At 44.3% G+C, this 25,925-nt stretch carries 25 protein-coding genes; 23 read left to right on the forward strand and 2 right to left on the reverse strand.

Features of this window, described 5'->3' with window-relative positions; all coding sequences use genetic code 11:
- Positions 1 to 18: 18 nt before the first annotated feature.
- The 12 genes from MKZ05_RS06220 (at position 19) to MKZ05_RS06275 (ending at position 11,086) form a co-directional block, all read left to right on the forward strand.
- Entirely contained in the window at positions 19 to 1,392 is a 1,374-nt protein-coding gene (locus MKZ05_RS06220; protein WP_003210771.1) for a PTS transporter subunit IIC, read from the forward strand.
- A gap of 19 nt (positions 1,393 to 1,411) precedes the next feature.
- Positions 1,412 to 1,690: a PTS sugar transporter subunit IIB gene (locus tag MKZ05_RS06225; protein WP_003212259.1), complete on the forward strand. Its 279-nt coding sequence runs from the start codon at positions 1,412 to 1,414 to the stop codon at positions 1,688 to 1,690.
- Positions 1,691 to 1,756: 66 nt separating this feature from the next.
- Positions 1,757 to 2,203, forward strand: coding sequence for a hypothetical protein (locus tag MKZ05_RS06230; RefSeq protein ID WP_339161861.1), 447 nt, complete (start codon positions 1,757 to 1,759; stop codon positions 2,201 to 2,203).
- Positions 2,200 to 3,231, forward strand: a complete 1,032-nt coding sequence (locus MKZ05_RS06235; RefSeq protein ID WP_339161863.1) for an alcohol dehydrogenase catalytic domain-containing protein — start codon at positions 2,200 to 2,202, stop codon at positions 3,229 to 3,231. Before MKZ05_RS06230 ends, MKZ05_RS06235 begins: the two co-directional genes overlap by 4 nt.
- Positions 3,232 to 3,413: 182 nt before the next feature.
- A complete protein-coding gene (gene pdhA / locus MKZ05_RS06240; RefSeq protein WP_003211858.1) occupies positions 3,414 to 4,397 on the forward strand; it encodes a pyruvate dehydrogenase (acetyl-transferring) E1 component subunit alpha in 984 nt (327 codons plus the stop codon).
- 31 nt (positions 4,398 to 4,428) lie between these two features.
- Positions 4,429 to 5,409: an alpha-ketoacid dehydrogenase subunit beta gene (locus tag MKZ05_RS06245; RefSeq protein ID WP_034620051.1), complete on the forward strand. Its 981-nt coding sequence runs from the start codon at positions 4,429 to 4,431 to the stop codon at positions 5,407 to 5,409.
- Between the two features lie 17 nt (positions 5,410 to 5,426).
- Positions 5,427 to 6,749, forward strand: coding sequence for a dihydrolipoamide acetyltransferase family protein (locus MKZ05_RS06250; RefSeq protein WP_339161865.1), 1,323 nt, complete (start codon positions 5,427 to 5,429; stop codon positions 6,747 to 6,749).
- 12 nt (positions 6,750 to 6,761) lie between these two features.
- Complete coding sequence (lpdA, locus tag MKZ05_RS06255; RefSeq protein WP_339161867.1) at positions 6,762 to 8,144, forward strand: dihydrolipoyl dehydrogenase; 1,383 nt, start codon at positions 6,762 to 6,764, stop codon at positions 8,142 to 8,144.
- Positions 8,145 to 8,169: 25 nt separating this feature from the next.
- Positions 8,170 to 8,871 carry an SDR family NAD(P)-dependent oxidoreductase gene (locus MKZ05_RS06260; RefSeq protein ID WP_233421732.1) on the forward strand — a complete coding sequence of 234 codons (702 nt, stop codon included), beginning with the start codon at positions 8,170 to 8,172 and terminating at the stop codon, positions 8,869 to 8,871.
- Positions 8,849 to 9,634 carry an SDR family oxidoreductase gene (locus tag MKZ05_RS06265; RefSeq protein WP_339162367.1) on the forward strand — a complete coding sequence of 262 codons (786 nt, stop codon included), beginning with the start codon at positions 8,849 to 8,851 and terminating at the stop codon, positions 9,632 to 9,634. The genes MKZ05_RS06260 and MKZ05_RS06265 overlap by 23 nt, the downstream gene beginning before the upstream one ends.
- 93 nt (positions 9,635 to 9,727) lie before the next feature.
- Positions 9,728 to 10,684, forward strand: coding sequence for a sugar-binding transcriptional regulator (locus tag MKZ05_RS06270; RefSeq protein WP_050945210.1), 957 nt, complete (start codon positions 9,728 to 9,730; stop codon positions 10,682 to 10,684).
- A 63-nt stretch (positions 10,685 to 10,747) separates the two neighbouring features.
- A complete protein-coding gene (locus MKZ05_RS06275) occupies positions 10,748 to 11,086 on the forward strand; it encodes a bh protein (RefSeq protein ID WP_034619978.1) in 339 nt (112 codons plus the stop codon).
- Here the strand turns inward: MKZ05_RS06275 and MKZ05_RS06280 are convergent, their stop codons facing one another.
- Positions 11,087 to 12,412 (reverse strand): amino acid permease, encoded by a 1,326-nt coding sequence (locus MKZ05_RS06280; RefSeq protein WP_226805075.1) that lies wholly within the window; start codon positions 12,410 to 12,412, stop codon positions 11,087 to 11,089.
- 318 nt (positions 12,413 to 12,730) lie between these two features.
- Between MKZ05_RS06280 and MKZ05_RS06285 the strand changes: the two genes are divergently transcribed.
- On the forward strand, positions 12,731 to 13,687 hold the full coding sequence (locus MKZ05_RS06285; RefSeq protein WP_003212217.1) for a ring-cleaving dioxygenase: 957 nt from the start codon (positions 12,731 to 12,733) through the stop codon (positions 13,685 to 13,687).
- A 135-nt stretch (positions 13,688 to 13,822) separates the two neighbouring features.
- On the opposite strand, the gene MKZ05_RS06290 is transcribed toward MKZ05_RS06285, so the two are convergent.
- Positions 13,823 to 15,127 (reverse strand): trypsin-like peptidase domain-containing protein, encoded by a 1,305-nt coding sequence (locus MKZ05_RS06290; RefSeq protein WP_339161872.1) that lies wholly within the window; start codon positions 15,125 to 15,127, stop codon positions 13,823 to 13,825.
- A gap of 168 nt (positions 15,128 to 15,295) precedes the next feature.
- Between MKZ05_RS06290 and proG the strand changes: the two genes are divergently transcribed.
- The 10 genes from proG to MKZ05_RS06340 all read left to right on the forward strand — a co-directional run bounded on the left by proG (position 15,296) and on the right by MKZ05_RS06340 (position 25,892).
- Positions 15,296 to 16,120, forward strand: coding sequence for a pyrroline-5-carboxylate reductase ProG (gene proG / locus MKZ05_RS06295; protein WP_106032382.1), 825 nt, complete (start codon positions 15,296 to 15,298; stop codon positions 16,118 to 16,120).
- A 189-nt stretch (positions 16,121 to 16,309) separates the two neighbouring features.
- The gene (locus tag MKZ05_RS06300; RefSeq protein ID WP_050945205.1) at positions 16,310 to 17,134 is read left to right on the forward strand and encodes a M55 family metallopeptidase; all 825 of its coding nucleotides are present in this window, start codon (positions 16,310 to 16,312) and stop codon (positions 17,132 to 17,134) included.
- A gap of 18 nt (positions 17,135 to 17,152) precedes the next feature.
- Positions 17,153 to 18,088, forward strand: a complete 936-nt coding sequence (locus tag MKZ05_RS06305) for an ABC transporter permease (RefSeq protein WP_339161876.1) — start codon at positions 17,153 to 17,155, stop codon at positions 18,086 to 18,088.
- On the forward strand, positions 18,085 to 19,047 hold the full coding sequence (locus tag MKZ05_RS06310; RefSeq protein WP_044138912.1) for an ABC transporter permease: 963 nt from the start codon (positions 18,085 to 18,087) through the stop codon (positions 19,045 to 19,047). The genes MKZ05_RS06305 and MKZ05_RS06310 overlap by 4 nt, the downstream gene beginning before the upstream one ends.
- 7 nt (positions 19,048 to 19,054) lie before the next feature.
- Positions 19,055 to 20,065 (forward strand): ABC transporter ATP-binding protein, encoded by a 1,011-nt coding sequence (locus MKZ05_RS06315; protein WP_339161878.1) that lies wholly within the window; start codon positions 19,055 to 19,057, stop codon positions 20,063 to 20,065.
- Positions 20,065 to 21,687 carry a peptide ABC transporter substrate-binding protein gene (locus MKZ05_RS06320; protein ID WP_137054735.1) on the forward strand — a complete coding sequence of 541 codons (1,623 nt, stop codon included), beginning with the start codon at positions 20,065 to 20,067 and terminating at the stop codon, positions 21,685 to 21,687. Before MKZ05_RS06315 ends, MKZ05_RS06320 begins: the two co-directional genes overlap by 1 nt.
- Positions 21,688 to 21,999: 312 nt before the next feature.
- On the forward strand, positions 22,000 to 22,941 hold the full coding sequence (locus tag MKZ05_RS06325; protein ID WP_339161882.1) for an LD-carboxypeptidase: 942 nt from the start codon (positions 22,000 to 22,002) through the stop codon (positions 22,939 to 22,941).
- Positions 22,938 to 24,017: a dipeptide epimerase gene (locus MKZ05_RS06330; RefSeq protein WP_339161885.1), complete on the forward strand. Its 1,080-nt coding sequence runs from the start codon at positions 22,938 to 22,940 to the stop codon at positions 24,015 to 24,017. Before MKZ05_RS06325 ends, MKZ05_RS06330 begins: the two co-directional genes overlap by 4 nt.
- Positions 24,017 to 24,934 carry an NlpC/P60 family protein gene (locus MKZ05_RS06335; protein ID WP_339161888.1) on the forward strand — a complete coding sequence of 306 codons (918 nt, stop codon included), beginning with the start codon at positions 24,017 to 24,019 and terminating at the stop codon, positions 24,932 to 24,934. The genes MKZ05_RS06330 and MKZ05_RS06335 overlap by 1 nt, the downstream gene beginning before the upstream one ends.
- A complete protein-coding gene (locus MKZ05_RS06340) occupies positions 24,924 to 25,892 on the forward strand; it encodes an oligopeptide/dipeptide ABC transporter ATP-binding protein (protein ID WP_339161890.1) in 969 nt (322 codons plus the stop codon). Before MKZ05_RS06335 ends, MKZ05_RS06340 begins: the two co-directional genes overlap by 11 nt.
- Positions 25,893 to 25,925: the final 33 nt, after the last annotated feature.

Below are 25,925 nucleotides of genomic sequence, written 5' to 3' on the forward strand. Positions count from 1 at the left end.
AATCCAGGAGGTGGATGTATGATCAAGCAAGCTGTCGATTTTATATTAGACCTTGGACCAACTATTATGCTCCCGATTATTATGACGCTTTTCGGTATGATTTTAAGGCAAGGCTTTAAGAAATCCTTCCGAGCCGGTATTACGATCGGAATTGGGTTTGTCGGTGTCAACCTTGTCATTAATTTGCTTGTGAGTGGCCTTGGGCCAGCAGCAAAAGCCATGGTTAATTCCCTTGGCCTAAAGCTCGATATTTTGGATGTTGGATGGCCGATTGGAGCGGCTATATCCTTCGGTACACCTGTTGCCCCTTTGATGATTCCTCTTGTGCTTTTGTTAAATGTCATCTTATTGTCCGTTAACTTTACGAAAACGCTGAATGTGGATATTTGGAACTTCTGGCATTTGATTTTCGCAGCCTCTGTGACTTACTACGCTTATCATAATATGTTCTTGGCACTTGCTGTTGGTTTGATCGTCTCTGCTATCACGCTTAAATTAGCTGATTGGACGGCACCGACAATCGAACACCATTTTGGATTGAAAGGCGTATCGATGGCTCATGCTGAAACGGTCAACTTCGCACCGCTTATGTATGCGTCCAACCGTATCATTGACAAGATCCCTGGCTTAAACAAAATTCATGCTGATCCAGAAACATTGAAGAAACGTTTTGGTATTTTTGGCGAACCGCTTGTGATGGGTCTCATACTTGGTATCATTATTGGTCTTTTAGGCGGCTATGATGCGAAAGGCGTCATGACGCTTGGTATTCAAATGGCAGCAGTTCTTGTGCTAATGCCAAGAATGGTTGCGTTATTAATGGAAGGTCTTATTCCAATCTCTGAAGGCGCTCGTTCTTATATTCAAAAGCGCTTCCCTGGGAAAAATGTCTATATTGGTTTAGATACAGCGATTGTGATTGGTCATCCGGCGAATATGGCGGTAGCCCTTCTTATGGTGCCGATTACGATTCTACTTGCAGTCGTTCTCCCTTACAATGGCATGCTGCCGTTTGCTGACTTATCAGTTCTACCATTTACAGTTGTATGGGCAGTAGCAGCCGCTCGTGGAAACATTATTCGTGGTCTTATTAACAGTATTTTTACATTAATGATTGTCTTCTTTATCGCAACGAATCTCGCACCGCTTGCGACAACAATGGGGAAAGCAGTCGGGTTTGACTTCCCAGAAGGAGCCAATATGATTTCAGGTATTGACCTTGGTTCCCACGTTATTCCTTGGATCATGGTGAGACTTCTTGATCCGAGCAACCCGTACTTTATTGCAGCCATCATCTGTGCTCTGGCTTATGCGCTCCTATGGTACTGGGTGCGAAATGATATTAGAAAGCAGTATGCGAAAGAAATGGGCTTAGATCAGAAAGATCAATAAAAGAGCTGGAGGGATTCTTATGGCAAAGAAAATATTGGTTTCATGCGGAACAGCGGTTGCAACATCAACGGTTGTTGCCAAAAAGGTCGAAGAGACGTTAAAGGAAAAAGGATATGATGTCGTGGTGGAACAGTGCAAGGCATCTGAAGTCCCGCAAAAAGCGGAAGGCGCCGATTTAATCGTAACGACAACACCAGTGAGTGATACGAAAGGAACGCCTGTGATTCAAACATTATCCTTTTTAACCGGATTTGGCATTGAAGATGATATTGAAAAAATCATCGATCATATTAAGTAAACAATCATTCCATAGAGGAGCTTTGCTTTCCCGGCTCCTTCTATGTATCTGAAAGGAGGACGTCTCATGCAGCATCATGCTTATAGCCGAACGTCTGCAGTGTTGTCTATTTTTCTTCCAGCCATACTCATCTGTCTGTTTTTTCTTTGGTCTCTTTATACGTTAATGTCAGCAGGGCCTGAACCGTTAGCTGTGTTAGGCGTTTATACGCTGCCTATCCTCATGCTTTCTAGCATCACTGGGCTGAACCAGCCGACAAACGTCATCATTAGTGAAGATAAACTCAAAATCGGAGCGTTTGGCAGATGGCACACATATGCGGTCTCTGATATTAAAGGAAAGCTTTTTATCAAGCCATACCCTCATATCGGAAAAGTCTATGTCAGGGTGGGCCCATCTCGCATATTCGGAGGACGTTACTGGATATCCAGTGAGATGAGTGAGTACAAGCAGCTTGTGCAAACGTTGCAGAATTTTGCGAAAGGTGATGAAAAGGAGGATGCAGCTACATGAAATCAGCTGTCTTTTATTCTTCAGAGGACATTCGGTATGAGGAGCGGAACCGGCCTGCGATTGGTGATGATGAAGTGCTATTAAGAATGCGTGCCTGCGGCTTATGCGGCACAGATATTTACAAAGCAACACATGAGACGGTACCTCCTGGAACGGTACTAGGGCACGAAATCGCTGGAGATGTTGTTGAAACCGGAAAAAATGTGACAAATATAAAAACGGGAGACAGGGTTTATGTTGCGCACCATGTACCTTGCTTTACCTGTGACTTTTGTCAAAGGGGATTTTATACAATGTGTCCGCAGTTTGCAGCCACTAATGTAGAGCCAGGCGGGTTTTCAGAGTATATCCGCGTACCTGCATTACATGTCAAGCACACAATGGGCAAGCTCCCGAATGACGTCTCATATGAGCAAGGGGCGATGGTAGAGCCAGTCGCCTGCTGCCTGCACGGGTTTGAACGAGCACCTGTTCATCCAGGAGATTCTGTACTGATCCTTGGAGCGGGGCAAATTGGCTGCATTCAACTACAGCTTGCCAAACATTACTTAGCTGGGAAAGTGATGATAACGGATGTGAATGAGAACCGGCTGCTGCAAGCGAGAAATTTAGGTGCAGACGTCGCTTTTCATCCAGCCTCTGAGCCGGTGGAAGACCGGGTCATGAGAGAAACAAATGGAAAGGGAGCAGACCTCGTCATTATTTCTGTTGGGAGTAGTGCGCTTTTAAAAGAAGCATTTCAATCGGTAGCGAGAGGCGGAACGATTTTAGTGTTTGCTCATTTTCCAAAGGGAGACGTCTCCATTCCGGCTGATCGATTTTTCCATGATGAAGTGAAAGTAGTAGGAGCCTATTCCTCACATCCTTATCACTACCTCGAAGCCCTTGAACTTCTAAGAGCAAAAGTGGTCAACACAGAAAAGATGGTGACGCATCGTTATCCGTTAAGTCAGCTCCTTCAGGCGATAGAATGCGCAAGGCACCCTGAAGGTGAGAGTGTCAAAATCATGATGTACCCAGATGAATGAGAACCTAGGAGATTGGAAGAGAAAGAGAAGTTCTTTAGAAAAGGGCTTTGCCTTTCTCTTTTTTTCTGATAAAAGATGAAAACGCTTAAAAATGAAAGAGAAATGCTTGACTTCAAAGATACTTAACCGTATGATAATTACAAATGTAACATATAAGAACAAATGTAAAGGGGAGAGAAGAAATGCAAAAACAAATCACTTTGCCTGAACAGATTAGTCATGAGAGATTAGCAGATTTATATAAACAAATGTGGTTAGTGAGATATTTTGATGAAAAGGTCGATCAATTCTTTGCCAAAGGACTTATCCATGGAACCACTCATTTATGTGTCGGACAGGAAGCGTCAGCTGTTGGATCAATTGCCGTATTAAAGGACGAAGATAAGATCGTCAGCACGCACCGTGGACATGGTCACTGTATTGCAAAAGGTGCAGAGGTCAATAAGATGATGGCAGAACTATTCGGACGTGAGACTGGCTATTGCAAAGGAAAAGGCGGCTCGATGCATATCGCTGATTTAGAAAAAGGGAACCTTGGCGCAAATGGAATCGTTGGCGGCGGTATCCCGCTGGCAACAGGTGCAGCGCTCACATCTAAAATGAAACAGGAAGGCTATGTTGTTCTTTGTTTCTTCGGAGATGGAGCGACAAATGAAGGCAGCTTTCACGAAGCGCTAAATCTTGCATCCATTTGGGATCTGCCTGTTGTATTCATTTGTGAAAACAATCAGTACGGCATGTCTGGCCCTGTAAAAGAAATGATCAACATTGAAGACATTTCAACAAGAGCAGAAAGCTATGGAATACCTGGGAAATCGATTGATGGAAATGACATGGTCGAGATTATGAACTCAGTAGATGAAGCAGTCAGCCGCGCAAGAGCTGGAGAAGGTCCATCACTTATTGAAATGAAAACGTATCGCTGGAAAGGTCACTCTAAGAGTGATGCGAAAAAATACCGTACACGTGAAGAAGAAACAGAGTGGAGACAAAAAGACGGAATCAAGCGCTTTAAGTCTCTCTTGATTGAACTGAATGTTTTGACAGAAGAGCAGGCAGCGGCCTTGCAGGAAGAAGCGAAGCAGGAAATTGAAGCGTCTGTAGAATTCGCTAAAAACAGTAAAGAACCGTCAATCGATACACTATTAGAGGATGTATACGCCTAATTAGGAGGGGAATCACGTGACAAAAACAACAGTGAGAGAGATTTCATATTTAGAAGCCGTTCGAGAGGCTATGAGTCAGGAAATGAGAGAGAACCAAGATGTATTCATTTTAGGTGAGGATATCGGCGTATATGGCGGTGCTTTTGGGGTCACGCGCGGCATGATTGAAGAGTTCGGTCCGGAGCGCGTACGCAATACACCAATCTCTGAGGCTGCCATCGCAGGAGGTGCAGTCGGAGCGGCTTTGACAGGTATGCGTCCGATTTTAGAGCTTCAATTCTCTGACTTTATTACAATCGCAATGGATCAGCTTGTAAACCAAGCAGCCAAAACACGATACATGTTTGGCGGAAAAGGAAAAGTACCACTCGTTGTGAGAACACCAGCAGGATCAGGAACGGGTGCCGCAGCGCAGCATTCACAAAGCTTAGAAGCGTGGATGGCTCATATTCCGGGATTAAAGGTAGTTCAGCCTTCAACAGCTTATGATGCCAAAGGACTTTTAAAAGCAGCAATGGATGATGACAACCCTGTCATTTTCTACGAGCACAAGCTTTTATATAAAACAATCGGCGAAGTGCCTGAAGAGCCTTATTCGATTCCTTTAGGGAAAGCTGATGTGAAAAGAAGCGGGAAAGACGTCACAATTGTAGCAACAGCGATTATGGTACACAAAGCATTAGAAGCGGCGAAGGAACTAGAAGCAGAGGGAATCGATGTTGAAATCATTGACCCAAGAACACTTGTCCCATTAGATGAAGAAACCATTATCGAATCTGTGAAGAAAACAGGTAAATGTATCGTGGTTCATGAGGCTGTTAAACGAGGCGGCTACGGTGGAGAGATTGCAAGTATGATAGCGGAAAGTGAAGCGTTTGACTATTTAGATGCGCCGATTAAACGACTTGGCGGCCTTGCAGTCCCAATACCATACAACCCGACGCTGGAAAAAGCGGTCATTCCACAAGTGCCAGATATTATTGAAGCAGCAAAAGAGCTTGTACGCTCTTAAATAAAGGGGAGAAGATCATGCCAAAAGAGATATTTATGCCGAAGCTAAGCAGTACGATGGAGATCGGAACCTTGCTTCAATGGTTGAAAGAAGAAGGAGATTCGGTTGAAATCGGTGAGCCTCTTTTTGAAATTATGACAGACAAGATCAACATCGAGGTGGAAGCCTATGATGACGGCATTTTTCTAAAGAAATACTACGAAGCTGATGATCAAATTCCAGTCAATGCTGTCATTGGATTTATCGGAGAGGCAAATGAACAGGTGCCAAGCGAGCCACCAGCACAGGCTGATGAAGATTCCTCAGAAAGCGGCGAATCGTCTTCACCAGACACGGCATCATCCAGTTCTACTGAAGCCCCAAAAACATCTGATGAAAAAGTACGTGCCACGCCCGCAGCGAGAAAAACGGCAAAGGATCATCATGTGGCAATTCAAGAGGTATCTGGCACAGGGCCAAAAGGCAGAGTCCAAAAGCGGGACGTCGAGGCAGTCGTTCATTCTAGCGAGAAAGACCAGCGCGTCTCACCACTTGCAGAAAAAGTCGCTGCTCGTGAAGGAATTGATTTAGCAGCAGTTTCTGGATCTGGCGCTCACGGTAAGATCATGAAGAGTGACGTACAAGCAGCAACGCAAACAAAAGAGGCTTCGCCTGTGAAAACACAAAAATTAGCTGGCATGAGAAAAGTGATTGCTGATCGCATGTCACAAAGTGCCTTTACAGCACCGCACGTCACATTAACAAGTGAAATTGATATGACGAAAGCGAAAGAAGTGCGTCAGCAGTTACTTCCGGCGATTGAAAAAGAGACAGGCTACCGGCTGTCGTTCACAGAAATCATCATTCATGCTGTCAGCCATGTACTCACGCGCCACCCGCAGATCAATATGACATTTGAACAAAATGAGCTCCATTTCCATGAAGATGTACACATTGGTCTCGCTGTTGCAGTGAAAGACGGCTTGATGGTACCAGTCATTTCTCATGCGAATCAAAAAGGATTAAAACAACTGACAAAAGAAGCGAAAGAAATTGGCCGAAACGCACGTGATCAAAAACTACTTCCTGACCAGCTGAAAGGATCCACTTTTACGATTAGTAACCTAGGCATGTATGCCATTGATACCTTTACCCCGATCATTAATCAGCCAGAAGTGGCGATTTTAGGTGTAGGACGGATTCAAGATAAACCTGTTGCAGTAGATGGAGAAATTCAGGTGCGGCCAATGATGGGTGTCAGTTTATCGTTTGATCACCGAGTAGTAGATGGCGCACCAGCGGCTGCCTTTTTAACAGACCTTAAAAAAGTGCTTGAACAACCATTTGAATTGCTAATGTAGGAGATGAATCGGATGACGAAAACGTATGATCTGACAGTCATTGGCGGAGGGCCTGGCGGGTATACTGCCGCCCTTCAAGCGGCTGAGCGCGGACGGAAGGTTGCTTTGATTGAGGAGGATTTTCTAGGCGGTACTTGTTTAAATCGAGGCTGTATCCCTTCAAAAACCCTGCTGAAACATGCAGAAGTCATTGAATCAATCGAGAAGGCGAAAAGCTGGGGAATCGAAACAGGTGACATGATTCTTTCCTTCGATAAAATGAGAAAGCGCAAAGATGACGTCATTGAAAAGCTCAGAGGTGGAATCGCCTTTTTATTAAAGCAAGGAAAGATTGATGTATATAACGGCAGAGGCACAGCGGTGACAAAGCACCGGATTGAGATTGAAAAACAAGATGGATCAGAATCGGTTGAAACGAAAGAGTTAATCATTGCTACTGGATCTACACCAGCTATTCCGCCAATACGGGGGCTTAAAGATATTTCATTTGATACAAGTGATACAATCTTTGACATCCCAGATATTCCTGCTTCTGTCGTCATTATTGGCGGAGGCGTCATTGGTCTTGAGCTTGCTTGTATCTTCCAAAGTCTTCAATCAAAAGTCACCATTATTGAAGCGGCACCGTCCATAATTCCACAAGAGGATGAAGAAGCATCTAAGCTGCTAGAAAGAGAACTCAAGAAAAAGGGCATCCATATCGCGAAGAAAACCACTGTGACAGAGGTGACGGAAAGCGAAGGAGTCAAAGCGGTTCATGCAACAGATGATAAAGGGGAGACGCACATCTTTACAGCGGAAAGACTGCTTGTCTGCGTTGGAAGAAGACCGAATGTATCAGCTGTTAACCAGCTTGATCTTCAGCATGATGGTCCGTTTATCAAGGTGAATGATCGGATGCAGACAAGTGCTGAAGGTGTATACGCAGTTGGGGATGTCGCCGGCGGTTATCAGCTGGCTCATGCGGCGATGGCAGAGGCTGCTGTTGCGGTCAGCAATATTTGCGGCGTGCCTGAAAAAATGAATGCTGATATTATGCCTAGATGTATTTATACATTACCAGAGGTGGCAAGTGTTGGTCTTACGGAGAAAGAGGCAAAAGCTAAAGGGCTCAGCGTACAAACTGAACGATTTGATTTAGCGGCAAGCGGTAAAGCGTTAGCGGCAGGTGTTCAAACAGGCTTTATTAAATTGGTGTACGATACAGCATATGGTGAAGTGATCGGTGCAACGATGGTTGGTCCGCATGTCACAGAAATGATTTCAGAAGCTTCTTCCTTTATGTATTTAGAAGGAACAGCAGAAGAGATGGCGAAAATGATTCATCCGCATCCGACCATCTCAGAAGGTTTTTATGAAGCAGCTCTTGATATCGTGAGTAAGCTGAGAAAATAAATGCCAAACAAGGGATAGGGAGGAGATGCATGTGCACGTCCAGCTTCATCAGAAAGCGGCACTTGTGACAGGTAGCACAGATGGATTTGGAGAAGCCATCTGCCTGGCTTTAGCCCAGGCAGGTGCACATGTTTTTTTACACACATTTCATGATGAATCAAAGGCTAGAACCATTTGTGAAGACATTCAAAAAATGGGCGGTCAGGCGAGTATCATCATGAACCCGCTAGAAACGCCGCGTGATGCCACGCGTATGCTGAGGCAAGTGATCGATACGTGCGGGAAACTGGATATTTTGGTCAATCAAGCAGCGCAAGGAGCTGAGGCGGAGCTTGATGCCGCTCACCCTAATGAGTGGATGGACGAAGTGGAAACAGCTGTGAATACTGTCTTTCTTTCCAGTCAAGCTGCCGTATGGCACATGGTTGACCAGAAAAAAGGCTGCATTATTAATATATCGTCATCAGGCAGTATCACTGGTGATGGCGGGATTTCACATGCGACATCGAATTCTATGCTGAATGCCATGACAAAAGGGCTGGCGCGAGAATTTAAAGACAAAGGCATTCGGGTGCTCGCCTTATTACCGCCCCCTCTCCATTTGATTCCTAATGCAGAGCAAATCAAGGAGACTGTGGCCCATATGACGGTCTTTTTAAGTACATCATATGGCGCATTTACTGATGGTGCAGCGATTATGCTTGATGGGGGTGAGAGTGCTGGCTAATGATCAAAAACCGGTTCTCATCGTTGGTGGTGCCCAAGGGATTGGAAAGGAAATTGCCGAGCGTTTTTTAAAAGAAGGGCACAGAGTGGCTGTGTCTGATATAGATGAACAAGGACTTTCACTTTTAAGAAAACAGCACTCTAAGCTGCTGACATTTCAAGCTGACGTTTCATCGTGGGAAAGTGTTCAGCAGATGATCTCAGCAGCTGAAAGGGAGCTAGGCGGCATTGCTCATCTTGTGTATTCAGCAGGGATGACAAAATCACTTCCTTTTTTAGAAGTCGATTTTTCACTTTGGAAAAAGACACTGGCTGTGAACTTGTATGGTCTTTACTATTGCATCAAAGCGTCAGCACCTTATATATGTGAGCGGCAAGAAGGAAGCATTGTCGTGATTGGATCAGGATCTGCTATCACTGGCTCAGGCGGTGGAATTCAGTATTACGCCTCAAAAGCAGGTGCTTTTGGCCTGATGCGTTCGCTTGTAAAGGAATTAGGGGCACACCATGTGCGTATCAATGTGATTGCACCCCGCGTGATTGAATCTCAAATGCTTGATACGCTCTATCCTACTGAGGTGGAGAAAAGGCAGCTACAATCGCTCATTCCTGTCGGGAGATTAGGAAGACCTGAGGATATCGCAGGACTCACTTTATTTCTTACAAGTGAAGAGGGAAGCTACTTGCACGGACAAATTATCCTGTTAGACGGCGGGAGAACGTATCAGCCAAAATATACGGAGGGAAAAAGAGCGGAGAGGTAATCGCTCTTTTTGTCATTTTCATAACAATTGTGCCAATTAGAAACGAATGTTTGGTATACTGGGAATCATAGTATATTAAAAGGATGATGTCACATGCTGAATTGGGAAGAAAGACGACAGCTCGTCAAAGTTGCTCATCTTTATTATACAGACGGGTGGACGCAGCAGGAAATCGCAAAAAAGCTCAATGTCTCAAGACCAGTCATTTCAAAGCTCTTACAAAAAGCAAAAGATGTGGGAATCGTTGAGGTGTACATTAAAGATGAAAGTATTCATACGGTGGAACTGGAAAAACAGCTAGAAACAACTTTTCAATTAACAGATGCTGTCGTTGTCCCAAGCGTCGGGACAATGTCTGAGATGGTGAAGCGGGCAGTCGGTCAAGCAGGCGCCTATTATTTATCTAAAAACATGAAAGACGCGGAGAAAATCGGCATTTCATGGGGAACTACACTGTCTGAGCTTGTAAAGGAATACCCGTTCGAGCGAAGAAATGATGTGAAGGTCATTCCATTAGAGGGCGGAATGGGCAGGCAGGCAGTCGACATTCATGCCAATCAGCTGGCATATGAGCTGGCAAAGAAAATGAATGGCACGTGTTCCTATTTATATGCCCCGGCGATTTTAGAAACAGAAGAATTAAAAGAGCGGCTCATGGCAATGCAGGATATAGAAGCTGTGCTTGAAGAAGGTAAAAATGTAGATATTGCCCTCATCGGTATTGGCAACCCGCATAAAGGTTCAACGTTAAAAACAGTTGGTTACTTAAAAGAAGAAGATTTATCTGGTTTAAGGCAATCAGGGGCTGTTGGTGATATTGGCTTTCGTTTCTTTGACGGTCAAGGCAAACCTGTCCAAGATGAACTGAACCAAAAGGTCATTGGTTTATCACTGGAGCAGTTAAAGAGCGTCAAAACGGTCATCGCTGTTGTAGAAGGAACCCATAAGGCTGAAAGTATTTTAGGGGCTTTAAATGGCGGCTTTATTCAAGTACTGGTGACAGACGAACTAACGGCCGCAGCCATTTTAAAGGAAGCTTCCGTCCAATAAACGGCGAGTAGCCATCGAATTGTATAAAAAGAGCAACATCAAACGAGAAAGGAGCTGTGTATCTTGAAGAAAACCGAAATGGAAGCGAACCTACATTGTACTCGGTGCCAAGAAGAGACCCTCCACAGCATCGTTTATGTGAATGATCAGATGAAAAGCGTTGAGTGTACAGAGTGTCATCAGAAGATCAGTGTGAAAGTCGACATCATGAAGGAATTTTACAAAGAAGTATACGAAAAAATTGCGACAAAGCCAAAGCGGATGACGCAGGAATATAAGGCGAATTTGAATGGATTTATCTCAAGACTCCCAATCCGCGTGCTTAGTAAGCCATACCGGCTCATGAGATATTTAAACGAATCATACAAAGTGATTAAGCAATATAAAAAAAAGCAGAGCTGATTAGCGCTCTGCTTTTTTGTGTGTTTTTTTCATATAATAATAAATAGGCAGTCCAGCAATCCCGATCAGCATAGAGATGAGACAGCTTTTCCAGTCGGTGATCATGGTGCTGATTAAGACGAATAAAGAACCGATAATCGCAACGATTGGTGTGAGTGGATAAAGTGGTACGCTATAAGCACGTTCGATTCCTTTGTTTTGTTTTCTCAGTTTAAAGACTGCGAAAAAGGCCATGACATAAAAGATGTAGATCATGAAGATCGAAACCTCTGACAGCTTTTCTGGATTGCTGACGACCATAAACACAATGGCGATCAAAATTTGTACAAATACAGCAATCCACGGTGTTTTAAATGTAGGGTGAATACGTGAGATCGCGTTTGCGAAAGGAATTTGCTTTCGCTCTGCCATCGCGAAAATCACACGTGGGAATGAAAGAACCTTTCCGTTCAAACAGCCAAAGATACTAATGATGATGCCGATACTAATGACCTTACCGCCGATTGGTCCAAAGAGCATTGTCGCAGCAGTACTTGTCGCATTTTCTCCAAGCTGTACGATTTGATCTGCTGGTAACACGTGCAAAAGAGCGACATTAATAAAGAGATAGCAAGCCGTGACGATTAAAATCCCGCCTGCCATTGCACGAGGAAGCAGCTTCTCTGGGTTTTTCATCTCACCGCCAAGTGCTGCAAGCAATATCCAGCCGTCATAGGCAAACAACGTAGCCAAGATCGCTGCACCGAAGTTCATTTGAGCGATGCTATCGTTGACAGCCATAAAAATATTTTCGTTTCCTTTCCATAAGCCAAACACAATAATAGCGGCAATCGGGACAAGCTTTCCGATGGTGGTCAGCCCTTGAACAAAACCGCCGTATTTTGTTCCCATGATGTTAATTAAACATAAAAATAAAACAGTGATAATGCCGATTGTTGTCGACCATAAAGAAGAAAGAGAAAATAAATTGGCTAACAATGAACCAAAATAAAGACCGAGCGCACCGATGATGGCAGGTCCGTAAATGATAATCTGCACCCAGCCGCATAAATAGCCCCAAAACTCACCATACACTTCTTCAAGGTAGGCATACAATCCGCCAGTCCGAGGGATTTGTGTACCAATTTCAGCAACAGTGAGTCCGCCTGCAAGGGTTAAAATGCCGCCCAGCAGCCAAGCGAATAATGCGATATCTGAGCTTCCTGAATAGGAAAGGACGTTGCCTGGCTTCATAAAGACGCCGGACCCGATAATCGTCCCGATGACAAGAGATAGGGCGAAAAATAAGCCGATGTCCTGTTTTAACGCTGGTTGTTCTTTGTTCATTACTCGCGACCTCCTGCATCACTTTCGTACGTTACTGTGACATGTATTTCGTTCATTGTAATACGATTTTAGGAAAACAAGAATTAAAAAAATTTTCTGATTTTCGTATTTGTATTTAAAAGTGTTCGTTTATTGGAGATATCAGGGTGAATGTTTCGTTAAAAACGAACAATAAAAGATTATTTTTGATTTAATGTTAATTTTATCGTTAGAAACCGAACATCTAGCCAAATGGTTGACTTTTCTTGAAAAATGACCTATTTTATTCATAAGGATATTATCTTGAATTCGAGATATTTAGAAATAGGAGTGAACATAATGAAAATTAATGGAATTCACCACGTATCTGCATTAACAGCCAATGCTCAAAAAAATGTTGATTTCTACCGCCAGATTCTTGGCTTAAAACTTGTAAAGAAAACGGTCAATCAGGATGACCCATCTATGTATCATTTATTTTATGGAGATGAGGTCGCTTCACCGGGAACGGAGCTCACATTCTTTGAAATTCCAATGCTCGCTCGTCGTTTGAAAGGAACAAACGCGATCACAAGCACAGGCCTTCTCGTTTCTTCTGAAGAAGCACTTTCATTTTGGGAAAAGCGTTTTGAAGAGACAGACGTACAGCAAGAAACGGCTTCCTTGAGAGGGGGCAGACCTGCCTTGCGCTTTCAAGATCCAGAAGGGCAGCAGCTATTTTTAACAGTAGAACCGAACGCACAAGAAGCAGGCTCACCGCCAGTGCATGATGATATTCCGGCAGAGTTTGCCATTAGAGGTTTGGGTCCAGTGGAATTAACTGTTGCAGAAGCGGACAAAACGATCCGTGTTTTAACAGACATCCTTGGCTTCACCGAAAGAGCGCGTGAACAATCAAATGATGGTGAGATCGTGACCATTTTTGAGTCAGGAAATGGCGGTGCTGGAACAGAAATTCATGTGATCGAAAAAACTGAAGGGCCTTCTGAGCGTTCCGGCAGAGGAAGTGTGCATCACGTAGCCTTTCGCGTGGAAGATGCAGAGGAACTGGAAAAATGGTATGACAAAATATCAAAAGCAGGCTTCACGAACTCTGGTGTTGTGGAACGTTTCTACTTTAAAGCCCTTTACTTTAGAGAACCGAATGGTATCTTATTTGAAATTTCAACAGACGGCCCTGGATTTACAGTCGACGAAGGAGTAGATGAGCTTGGCGATCAATTAGCCCTTCCGCCATTTCTAGAGCACAAACGAGCAGAAATAGAACAAAGATTAACGCCAATTCAGTCATCATAAAAAAGCAGCTCATGATGAGCTGCTCAGCGTATAGACAAACCCCCCGCATTCTTTGTCAGATCTGCAAAGGTTTTCTATCACGCTGAAAAGAAAAAGGGCTAAAATCATCTTGATTTTAGCCCTTTTTCTTTTGCATTAGGAACTTACCTGCTTAGATTCAGTTTGTGTTAATGTCACCTTCTTCGTTTCTTCTTTTCCGTTTCGAATGAGTGTGATGTTTACGGTGTCTCCAACTTTCGTATTCGTGTATAGTTCATGACGTAATTCACTTCCGGTTTTGATTTGTTTCCCATTGATGGCGGTAATGACATCCTCAGACTTTAAGCCGGCTTTGGCGGCAGGTGAGCCTGCGGCGATTTCTTTGACGTATACGCCTTGATCAAGCTGACTATTTTTGAGACCGAGTGTTTCTTTCTGATACACATCCGGGACTTGTTCGAGATCCAGCATGCTGATGCCGATATATGGACGCTCAATCTTTCCTTTTGCGAGAAGCTGATCGGCGATTGGTTTGACATCATTGATTGGAAGCGCGAATCCAATGCCTTCAACACCTGTTTCAGAAATTTTCATACTCGTGATCCCCACAACCTTTCCATCTGTCGTAAGAAGCGGGCCGCCGCTGTTTCCTGGATTAATAGCTGCATCTGTTTGAATGACATTAATGTTGCTTTCACCTGAGGATGTGTTCATCGAGACTGTTCGGTCGACACCGCTGACAATTCCTTGTGTCACGGTTCTTGATAGATCTTCACCAAGCGGGTTTCCGATCGCGATGACGGTTTCCCCAGCACGCAGCGAGGAGGAATCGCCTAATGCCGCAACCTTCGTTACGTGACTGCTGCTAATTTCTACAACAGCTAGGTCAGTCAGCGGGTCAGCTCCAACCAGTTTACCTTTGGCGGTTTTGCCATCGTGTAAGGATACTGTGAGTTTATTTGCCCCTTCAATGACGTGGTTATTTGTTAAGACATAGGCTTTACTGCCGGATTTTTTGAAAATCACTCCTGAGCCTGTACCTGTTTTTTCCTCTTGACTGCTTTTATTTTGCTGTGATTCATCAAAAGGCGTATTGAAATCGCCGAAGCTCGTGCCTGTTTGACTTTGCGCTTGGTAGTTTGTAATGCCGACAATGGCTGGTGATACATTTTCCACCATGCTGGAGATGCTGCTCGATGAATGTGATGTTTGGACGGCGGTTGTTTTTGACGAATTGGCACTTGTATCATTTGTCGATACCACTGCTGAATTATGTGCTGTGTTGTCTGATGCGTGCTGGGCATATGGCGAAAGGACGTACACACCTAACGCCAGCGTACCGCCTACAACACCGCTGACAAATGGCTTAAACCAGCCGTTTGGCTTCTTCTTTCGTTTTTGCAGCTGCTCCGTTGTTTGAAGTTCTTGAGAAGGTTGTTGTTCATTTTTGTGATGTGTCATTCAAATCACTCTCTTTCATCATTTTTTCATGTATGGGTTTAAGGGGTTTTACCTTTTGTTGTGGATACTGACTTGATCGTAAGAAAAAAGTGTGGGATAAAAATGAAAACATTGTGGGAAATTGTTAAAATAAGTAGTGAATCTAAGCAAAATAGAGGAGATTAAACTGTGAAGACAATTGGAATCATTGGATATGGAAGCATGGCTGATATGATGGTGCAAAAATGGCTGGAAAAAGAAGTGCTCGATGCCCATCAAATCATGATCCATACAAGAAGTGAAACGGACCGCCTGCTTCAACTTAAAGACAAGCATCAAGAAATAAACATCTGCTCATTAGAGGAACTTTCTGCGTCATGTGATGTACTTTTTATCTGCGTGCCGCCGCTTGCTGTACTTGATGTACTCGATCAACTGTCTTCAGCAGCCAAATCGGTGCATATTGTGTCAGTAGCCGCGGCTGTGACGTTAGACAAGTTATCAAAGCATACGACTCAACCAATATCCAGATACATCCCAACGCTCACGTCAGCTGTTGGAACGGGCGTTTCCCTCGTTGCGCATGGTGAAACTGCTGGAGAGGAAGAAAAGGCGCGTTTGCACCGCCTGCTTTCAGCTTTTAGCATCGTACGTGAAGTTGAAGAAGACAAGTTCGATGCGGCGAGTAACTTGACGAGCTCATCTCCTGGTTTTATCGCTGCTCTTTTTGAAGAAATGGCGAGAGCTGCTGTGAGAAATAGTGAGCTTTCCTTAGAGGAAGCGTATGAATTTTTAACGTATGCCCTTTTAGGCACAGGTCAAGTCCTTGTAGAACGGGGCCTCACCTTTGCTGAAACCGTCGATAGAGTGGCGACAAAAGGGGGCATTACAGGAGAAGGCGCCGAGGTTATTCAAAAGCAGGCACCTCAGATGTTTGATGATCTATTTACACAAACGATGAAGAAATATGAACAGCTGAAATCACAGATTAACGAAGCAGACAAACACCACTAAAGACATAGTTAGTGGTGTTTTATTTGTTAAAAAAATCCTTTGTCGTACAGTCTTTTGATCTATAATATCTGAGTCTAATTTCCTTATTTTCAGACATTGTATTGAAAAATCGATCAAGTAATCATATAATTTTTTAGAAAATTTAGAAAAATATACACAAATTTTAAGTTTAATTTAAGGGGGATGGGAATGAAGCTCTATGTATCTGTCGATATGGAGGGGATTACTGGTCTAGCTGATCATACATTTGTCGATGCCCGTCAGCACAATTATGAACGGGGCAGAAAGATCATGACGAGTGAAGTGAATGCCTGTGTGGAGGCACTTCTTCAGCATGGCGCAACCAATATTTTGGTCAATGACAGTCATTCTAAAATGAATAATTTGTTGATTGAAGAATTGCATGAAGAAGCATCTCTTATATCTGGTGACGTCAAGCCTTATTCAATGGTTCAAGGGTTAGATCAAACCTATGATGCTGCTGTTTTTTTAGGCTATCATGCGAGGGCGTCTATGAAAGGTGTGATGTCCCACAGTATGATTTTTGGTGTTAGACATTTTTACATAAATGATCATCCAATTGGTGAAATGGGCTTTAATGCGTATGTTGCAGGCTACTATGGTGTGCCGGTGATTCTTGTTTGCGGAGACGATCAAGCAGCTCTTGAAGCAGAGAAGCTGATGCCTGGTGTGAAAACAGTGGCAGTGAAAGAGACCATATCAAGATCTGCTGTGAAATGTCTCACTCCTGCCAAAGTCAACCAACAAATCTCACAGCAAGTGGAAGCCGCAATGAAACAGATTCATCACATCAAGCCGCTGACGCCTCCTGATCAGCCGCTGCTGAAGATTGAGTTTGCCAATTATGGACAAGCTGAATGGGCGAATTTAATGCCTGGTACTGCCATTATTGAAGGGACAACAACGGTGACGTATCAAGCAGAGAATATATTAGAAGCCTACCAAGCGATGCTTGTCATGACAGAGCTTGCCGCACGTACAACATTTTGTTAAGCGAGGGGGAGACGGCAGATGACCAGCTTTTTGCTCAAGCGTTTTATTGCGATGATTGCCACGATTTTAACGATTACGACGTTAACGTTTATTTTAATGAAGGTCATCCCAGGATCGCCCTTCAATGAAGAACGAAATACAAACGAAACCGTCCAGCGAAACCTCGAAAGCTACTATCACTTAGACGAACCACTGTATGTTCAATATGTCATATATTTAAAATCCATCGTTACCTTTGATTTTGGTCCTTCCATTAAAAAGCCTTCTGAAAGTGTCAATGATCTATTGGCGAGAGGCTTCCCAGTCTCATTAGAACTTGGTCTTATCTCAATATTGATTGCTGTCATCTCCGGCATCCTGCTAGGGGTCATGGCTGCCCTCCGGTACAATGGATTGATTGATTATATCGCCATGACCATTGCTGTTTTCGGTATATCCATTCCAAACTTTATCTTTGCTACCTTATTAATTCAGCAGCTTGCTGTGAATTTGAAGCTCTTTCCTACAGCGATGTGGACAAGTCCGATGCATATGGTGCTGCCAACCATTGCTCTTGCCGTTAGTCCGATGGCCATTATTGCCCGGTTAACAAGATCGAGCATGATTGAAGTGCTGTCTCAGGACTATATTCGCACTGCTAAAGCAAAAGGACTTTCTCCCTTTAAAATTGTGTTTAAACATGCACTTCGAAATGCGCTTTTGCCTGTTGTGACTATTCTTGGCACACTTGTCGCAAGCATTTTAACAGGAAGTTTTGTCATTGAAAAAATATTTGCGATTCCTGGCATGGGAAAATACTTTGTCGAGAGTATTAACAACCGTGATTATCCTGTCATCATGGGAACCACTGTTTTTTACAGCATCATTTTAATCACACTTCTTTTCATTGTCGATGTGGCGTATCGCCTGCTTGATCCAAGGATTCAGCTGCATCAGAAAGGAGGAAAGGCATGAGTATACATTTGCAGCAGGATCAACCGAATCCGCATCATGAAGTGCCGGACGAATGGTTTTCTCCGAGAGAGCAAAAGAAAACGGAGGCCCATGCCATTAAAAGACCCTCTCTTTCGTATTGGGCAGACACATGGAGGCGACTGAAGCAAAATAAGCTTGCGATGTTTAGTCTATCGGTATTGATTTTTCTTTTTATCATGGCACTATTAGGCCCATTGCTTGCACCTAATAGCGTGACAGAGCAGCGTCTTTCGATGCAAAATCTGCCGCCATCCGCTGCTCACTGGTTCGGAACGGATGAGCTTGGACGAGATGTGTTCACGCGTACATGGTACGGGGCGCGTATTTCTTTATTTGTAGGCGTCATGGCAGCCCTGATTGATTTTGCCATCGGCGTGATCTATGGAGGCATTGCCGGTTATAAGGGCGGGAGATATGACCATGTCATGATGCGAATCGTCGAGGTGCTCTACGGTCTTCCTTATTTACTTGTTGTCATTTTATTGATGGTTCTGATGGGGCCAGGGCTCGTCACCATTATTGTAGCGCTCACTGTCACCGGATGGATTGGAATGGCAAGAATCGTGAGAGGTCAAGTTCTTCAGCTGAAAAGCCAGGAATATGTCCTTGCCTCAAAAACCTTTGGTGCAAAGAGCCTTCGTATCATTCGCCGCAACCTGCTGCCGAATACGATGGGGCCGATTATCGTTCAGATGACCTTAACTGTACCAACCGCGATATTTGCAGAAGCGTTCCTAAGCTTTCTTGGTTTAGGCATTCAAGCACCGTTTGCAAGCTGGGGCGTGATGGCAAATGATGCGCTGCCGACAGTGCTGTCAGATAACGGGCATTGGTGGCGTTTATTTTTTCCTGCGTTTTTTATTTCGCTCACGATGTTTTGCTTTAACAATTTAGGTGATGGCTTGCAAGATGCGCTTGATCCGAAGATGAAGAGGTGATGGCGCTTTGAGAAAAGTTCTACAAATCATCGATCTGCACGTCAGTTTTCGGACATATGGCGGCTCAGTTCGAGCGGTACGCGGGGTGAATGTGGATGTATATGAAAAAGAAACCCTTGCCATTGTAGGAGAGTCAGGCTGCGGGAAAAGTGTGACTTCACAAAGCATTATGAGGCTGCTGCCAGCTTACAGCGCTCATGTTGATCAGGGAGAAATCTGGTTTGAAGACCGAAATTTGCTGTCATTATCTGAAAAAGAAATGCGCGCCATACGAGGTGTCGATATTTCGATGATCTTCCAAGATCCAATGACCGCACTGAACCCAACCTTGACAATCGGCGATCAGCTCATGGAGGCGGCAAAGGAGCATCAAAAGCTGACGAAAAAAGAAGTGACAGAAGCCGCCATTCGGATGCTTGATTTGGTCGGCATTCCGCAGCCGAAGGAAAGGTTAAAGCAATACCCTCACCAGTTCAGCGGGGGAATGAGGCAGCGGCTCATGATTGCCATGGCACTAATTTGCGAGCCCAAAGTGCTGATTGCTGATGAACCGACGACCGCACTGGATGTGACCATACAGGCACAAATATTAGAGCTGTTTAAAGAGATTCAGAGAAAAACAGGGGTCACCATTATTTTAATCACACATGATTTAGGGGTCGTCGCCCAAGTCGCAGACCGGGTAGCCGTCATGTACGGAGGGAAAATGGTGGAGGTCGGAACGAGGCGAGATATTTTTTACAGTCCGCAGCATCCCTATACAAAAGGACTTCTGCAATCCGTTCCAAGACTTGATATGAAAGATGAACTCATTCCAATTGAAGGAAGCCCGCCTGATTTATTTGCTCCGCCAAAGGGCTGTCCGTATACAGATCGCTGCCCGTCCGCCATGAAGGTGTGTGATCATATCATGCCGCACGAAACGCAGCGGTCACCTACCCACACAGTGCATTGCTGGCTCCAAGATGAGCGAGCGAATCAAACCGTTTTATCTTCAACACAAAGGGGGAGTTTTTGATGAGAAAAAAGGGATGGATCATCAGTATATGTTTGTTCACGATCATGCTGCTCGCAGGATGTACAGCCAATGAGCAAGCAGGGAAAGGATCATCAAGCAATCAGGGTGAAAAGAAAGTATTAACTTTAAATAACGAAAATGAACCGACGTCGTTTGATCCGCCGATTGGTTTTAATAATGTATCGTGGCAAGGACTCAATAACTTAATGGAGGGATTAACGAGACTGAATGAAAAGCACGAACCATCTCCTGCAATGGCGGAAAAATGGGAGATATCAGAGGATGGAAAAACGTACACGTTCCATTTAAGAGATGGCATCAAGTGGTCAAATGGTGATCCAGTGAAAGCGAGTGACTTTGAATATGCGTGGAAGCGGCTGCTTGATCCGAAAACAGGCTCATCTGCATCGTTCCTAGCCTACATGATTGAAGGCGGAGAGGCATTTAACAGCGGAAAAGGAAACAAAGAAGACGTGAAAGTCAGCGCTGTAAATGACAAAACGCTTAAGGTCACACTGGCATATCCGCAGAAATCGTTCTTAAATATGACCGCAAACCCTGCTTTTTTTCCTGTCAATGAACAGGTAGCTAAGAAGGACCCAAACTGGGCAAAAGACGCCAAAACCTTTGTCGGAAATGGACCGTTCAAGCTGACAGAGTGGAAGCATGATGAGAGCTTCACAATGGAAAAAAGTGAGACGTATTGGGACAAAAAAACAGTCAAGCTGGATCAAGTGAAGTGGCTGATGATCAGTGATCGAAACACAGACTATCAAATGTATCAATCAGGAGATTTAGATACTGCCTTTGTCCCAGCAGAGCAAAGTGAAAATCTGCTGAAAAATAAAGATGTACAAATTGAAGACCAGGCTGGATTGTTCTTTTATCGTCTGAATGTGAACATGGAGCCTTTTCAAAATAAGAACATCCGCAAAGCTTTTCAAATGGCGATCAACCCGCAAGATATCGTGGATTATGTAACGAAAAATGAAGAGAAGCCAGCACGTGCCTTCGTCTCGCCAGGCATTCTTGATTCAAAGGGTGAGGATTTCAGAAAAGCTGGCGGTGATCTTGTGAAGAATGATAAGAGTGAAGCTGCGAAGTTATTAGAAAAAGGGCTGAAAGAAGAGAACTATTCAAAACTGCCAGCCGTCACATTGACATACAGTACAAAGCCTGAGAACAAGAAAAAAGCTGAAGCCATCCAGCAGCAGCTGAAAGAAGCGCTAGGTGTAGATGTGAAGCTTGCAAACATGGAAGCCAATGTGTTTGCAGAAGATCAAAAGGCGCTCAAATTCCAATTCTCACAAAGTTCATTTTTAGCAGACTATGCAGATCCGATCAATTTCCTAGAGAGCTTTCAAACAGGGAATGCCATGAACCGGACAGGATGGTCAAACGATACCTATGATCAGCTGATCAAAAAGGCGAGCCAGGAAGCAGACGAGCAAAAGAGAAACAACATTCTTCATGATGCAGAGGCACTTCTCATTGAAGAAGCACCGATCATTCCGATTCATTTTTATAACCAAGTTCATTTACAAAAAGAAGGCGTGAAGGGGATTGTCCGTCACCCTGTTGGGTATATCGATTTGAAATGGGCACAAGTAGATGGAGAGTAATATTAGGATCAAAAGACGCTTTTAGATAAAAGCGTCTCAGCGTGTAGACAAACCCTCGCATTCGTTGTCAGTCCTGCGCGCTGGTGCTCACGAATGACAAATTCGCTCCGCGCCAGTGCTCGTCCTTCCTAGACTGCAAAGGTTTTCTATCACGCTGAAAAGAAGACAAAGGGCTAAAATAAACATCATTTTAGCCCTTTGTCAACAATCTAAGACGCTTTTAGATAAAAGCGTCTGTTCCTTTATATTCGTTCATGTTATGAAGCAGAAACCCATAGATTGAAAGAAACAAAGAGAAAGAGGGGATATGGCATGAGCCAGCTGCCAGTGGCACTTCAAACAGGGGATACGGTGGGGATTATTGCACCAGCAAGTCCGCCTGATGAGCTGAAATTAGCAAAAGGGATTGCCTTTTTAGAAAGCCTCGGGCTAAAGGTGAAAAAAGGGAAGTATTTGGGCCGCCGGTATGGATATTTAGCAGGTCATGATCATGAAAGAGTGGAGGATCTTCATCGTATGTTTCAAGATCCAGAAGTGAAGGCGGTTATTTGTGCTTGCGGAGGATACGGGACTGGAAGACTTGCGGAAGTCATTGACTATGACCTCATTCGCCGGAATCCAAAAATCTTTTGGGGCTATAGTGATATTACGTTTTTACATACGGCCATCCAGCAGCAGACGGGTCTTGTGACGTTTCATGGGCCAATGCTTTCCTCTGATGTGGGACTTGAGGAGGTCCATCCTTATACGAAAGATACCTTTTTACAGCTGTTCGCACCGAAAGCCTTTACGTATGCGCACCACTTGTCACCCCTTCATACTTTCTATCCGGGCACCGCTTCAGGTGAGATTGCAGGAGGAAATCTTGCCCTCATCGTGACAACACTTGGTACGCCTTTTGAAATCGATACGAAGGGAAAGCTTTTGTTCATTGAAGATATTGACGAAGAACCCTATAAAATCGATCGAATGATGCAGCACCTCACATCTGCTGGAAAATTGGATGATGCGGCTGGATTCATCATTGGAGATTTTCATCAATGTGAGCCAAAAAAGAAAGATCAGTCCCTCACATTGAATCAAGTATGGGACACCTATATTGTCCCGCAAAAGAAACCTGCACTTGGGGGCTTCCGGATCGGTCATTCTTCGCCAAACTTTGCCATTCCAATGGGCACGCAGGCTGCATTAGATGCGACAGGAAAAAAACTGCACATTTCTCCAGGCGTTGCAGCGAAAGAGGTGATCAAATGAAAATTGTTGATGTTCGTACATGTAGAATGAGAGTACCGCTAAAAAAACCTTTCAAAACCGCTTTACGAACGGTGTATGACGCAGCATCTCTAATCGTTATCATCACATATGATCAAGGTGACGTCAGCTACGGAGAGGCAGTCCCGACAACAGTGATTACAGGTGAAACGCTGGAAAGCATCGACTATGCCATCTGCGAAGTGATCAGACCGAGTTTGCTTGGAGCTTCCTTGTCAGAATATGAACAAATTTTTTCTCATATGAACCGGGTGCTCGCTTGCAACACAAGCGCAAAGGCAGCGGTTGACATGGCCATTTATGATGGCTTAGCGAAACAGGCAGGACTTCCACTTTATCAATACCTTGGCGGATATCGCAGTCAGCTTGAAACCGATTATACGGTTAGTGTAAACCGTCCGCTTGAGATGGCGGAAGATGCGAAGCAATACGCAGCTGAAGGCTTTCAGACATTAAAGATCAAGGTAGGAAAAGATGATATAGATACGGATATTCAGCGTATCAAGCGAATTCGAGAAAAGATCGGGCCGGATATTCAGATTAGACTCGATGCGAACCAGGGCTGGACGTGGAAGGAAGCGGTCGTAGCCATTCGGAAAATGGAGCCAATGAATATCGAGCTAGTCGAGCAACCAGTGCCAAAAGAAGATATCGAAGGCCTACGCCGTGTGACGGAGGCAACAGATACACTGATAATGGCAGACGAAAGTATTTTTAGTTTTCATGATGCGATCAAGGTGCTTGAAACGAGAAGCTGTGATTTAATCAATTTAAAATTAATGAAATCAGGCGGCATAAAAGAAGCCCTAAAAATCAATGCACTGGCAGAAGCATACGGCGTAAAGTGCATGATTGGCAGCATGATTGAGTCAAAACTTGGCATTACAGCAGCCGCTCATCTCGCCGCCAGCCAGCCAAATATCACCCGCTATGATTTTGATGCCCCGCTCATGCTAAAAGAGGACATGGTGGACGGAGGAATCGTGTACAAAGGAAAAGATATCTTTTTCCCGCCGCATCATGGGTTAGGCATTCAAGGAGTGAAAGGAGTCTCATGATGATATTTGAATCAAAGGTTGCAGTTGCGAACGTATGGACAGCGCCGCAGTCACCGAGAGAAATCGATCAAAAGGTACTTCAGAGCTCCTTCAAATTCAAAGAGTGGATTGACAAGCAAACATATGAAGAAAAACTGGCTTTATGTGAAGAAAATCTGATCCAGTCGCAAGTACTGCTCGGTGAACGAGTCATTGGCTTAGAAGAAACAGACGGCTGGATGAAAGTCGTTATTCCGCAGCAGGCCAGCCGGAAACACCCACAAGGCTATCCTGGCTATATACCTGCAAACCAACTAAAGCAAGTGACAGAAGGAAGTGCACCAACTATATCTCATATCGTTTGTCAGAAAAAAGCCATGCTCTATCGAAACGGGCAAGCGGACATGGAAATTAGTTTTTTAACAGAGCTCGCAGCTGTAGAAGAAACGAGTGATCGCTTTCGTGTTGTCACACCAGCAGGGACGAGAGAAATCAATAAAACAGATGTGCAGCCAGTTTCATCCATTTTTTCTATGGCCGGCAAAGATGTTGTAGACCAGGGAAAACAATTTATTGGTCTTTCGTATTTATGGGGCGGCATGAGCAGCTTTGGCTATGACTGTTCGGGCTTTGCTTACAGCATGTATAAAGCGTGCGGATATCTTTTGCCGAGGGATGCAAGTGACCAAGCAGTGCAAGGAACACCGGTCGCATCAAGCCATTTAGAACAAGGCGACTTATTGTTTTTCGCCAATGACAACGGAAAGGGAGCAGTCCGCCATGTTGGGATCTACGCAGGTGACGGTATGATGCTTCATTCACCTAAAACCGGCAGAGAAATTGAACTTCTTTCCCTTGCTGGCACGTCATATGAAAAAGAATGGGCAGGTGCAAGACGGTATTTGCCAAGCGAGAGGAGGAAAGGTCATGGCAGTTGAACCACTTTTACAAGTAAACAATCTCAAAAAACATTTTCATCTATCGAAAGGAAGAACGCTAAAAGCGCTAGACGGTGTCTCCTTTCAGCTGAAACAAGGCGAAACATTTGGCCTTGTTGGCGAGTCCGGCTGCGGGAAATCCACACTTGGAAAAGTGCTTATGCGCCTTTATGAACCGACAGATGGAGAAGCTTTGTATGAAGGGAAAAGCCTTCATCACCTTTCACAAAAAGAATCCTTTGATTTTAATCGGCAAATTCAAATGGTGTTTCAAGATCCGTATTCCTCCTTAAATCCGCGGCTATCTGTAAAAGATATTATGCTGGAGCCAATGGAGATTCATAACCTTTATGGGAGTCAAAAGAAAAGGGTTGCCCGGGTGAAAGAACTACTGGAAGCTGTTGGACTTAGCTATGACTTTGCCACGCGCTATCCTCATGAATTCAGCGGAGGGCAGAGGCAGAGAATCGGTATTGCAAGAGCACTCGCCTTAACGCCGAAATTTATTGTGGCAGATGAACCAATTTCTGCACTAGATGTCTCCGTTCAAGCGCAGGTCGTGAATTTGCTGAAGAAACTGCAAAAGGAGGAAGGGCTGACATTTCTCTTTATTGCGCATGACTTGTCGATGGTCAAATATATTAGCGACCGAATCGGTGTCATGTATTTAGGTCATCTCGTCGAATTGACTAGCAGTGATACGTTATATCAAACACCGCTGCACCCCTATACACAAGCATTGCTGTCAGCGATCCCCATTCCAGATCCTGACGTGGAGGACAAGCGCAAAAGGTTCATTTTAAAGGGAGAAATTCCAAGTCCAGTGAACCCGCCAAGCGGCTGTGTATTTCGAACAAGGTGTCCTGCAGCGATGGATGTGTGTGCTGAAAAAAAGCCAACATTACAAGCAGTAGAAGAAGGGCATGATGTCGCCTGTCATTTATACGATCGGACATAAAAATAGGCAGAAAAAAAGCCAGCAAGTAGACAA

The organism is Bacillus sp. FSL M8-0277 (assembly GCF_037975305.1).
Taxonomy (GTDB): Bacteria; Bacillota; Bacilli; order Bacillales; family Bacillaceae; genus Bacillus; species Bacillus pumilus.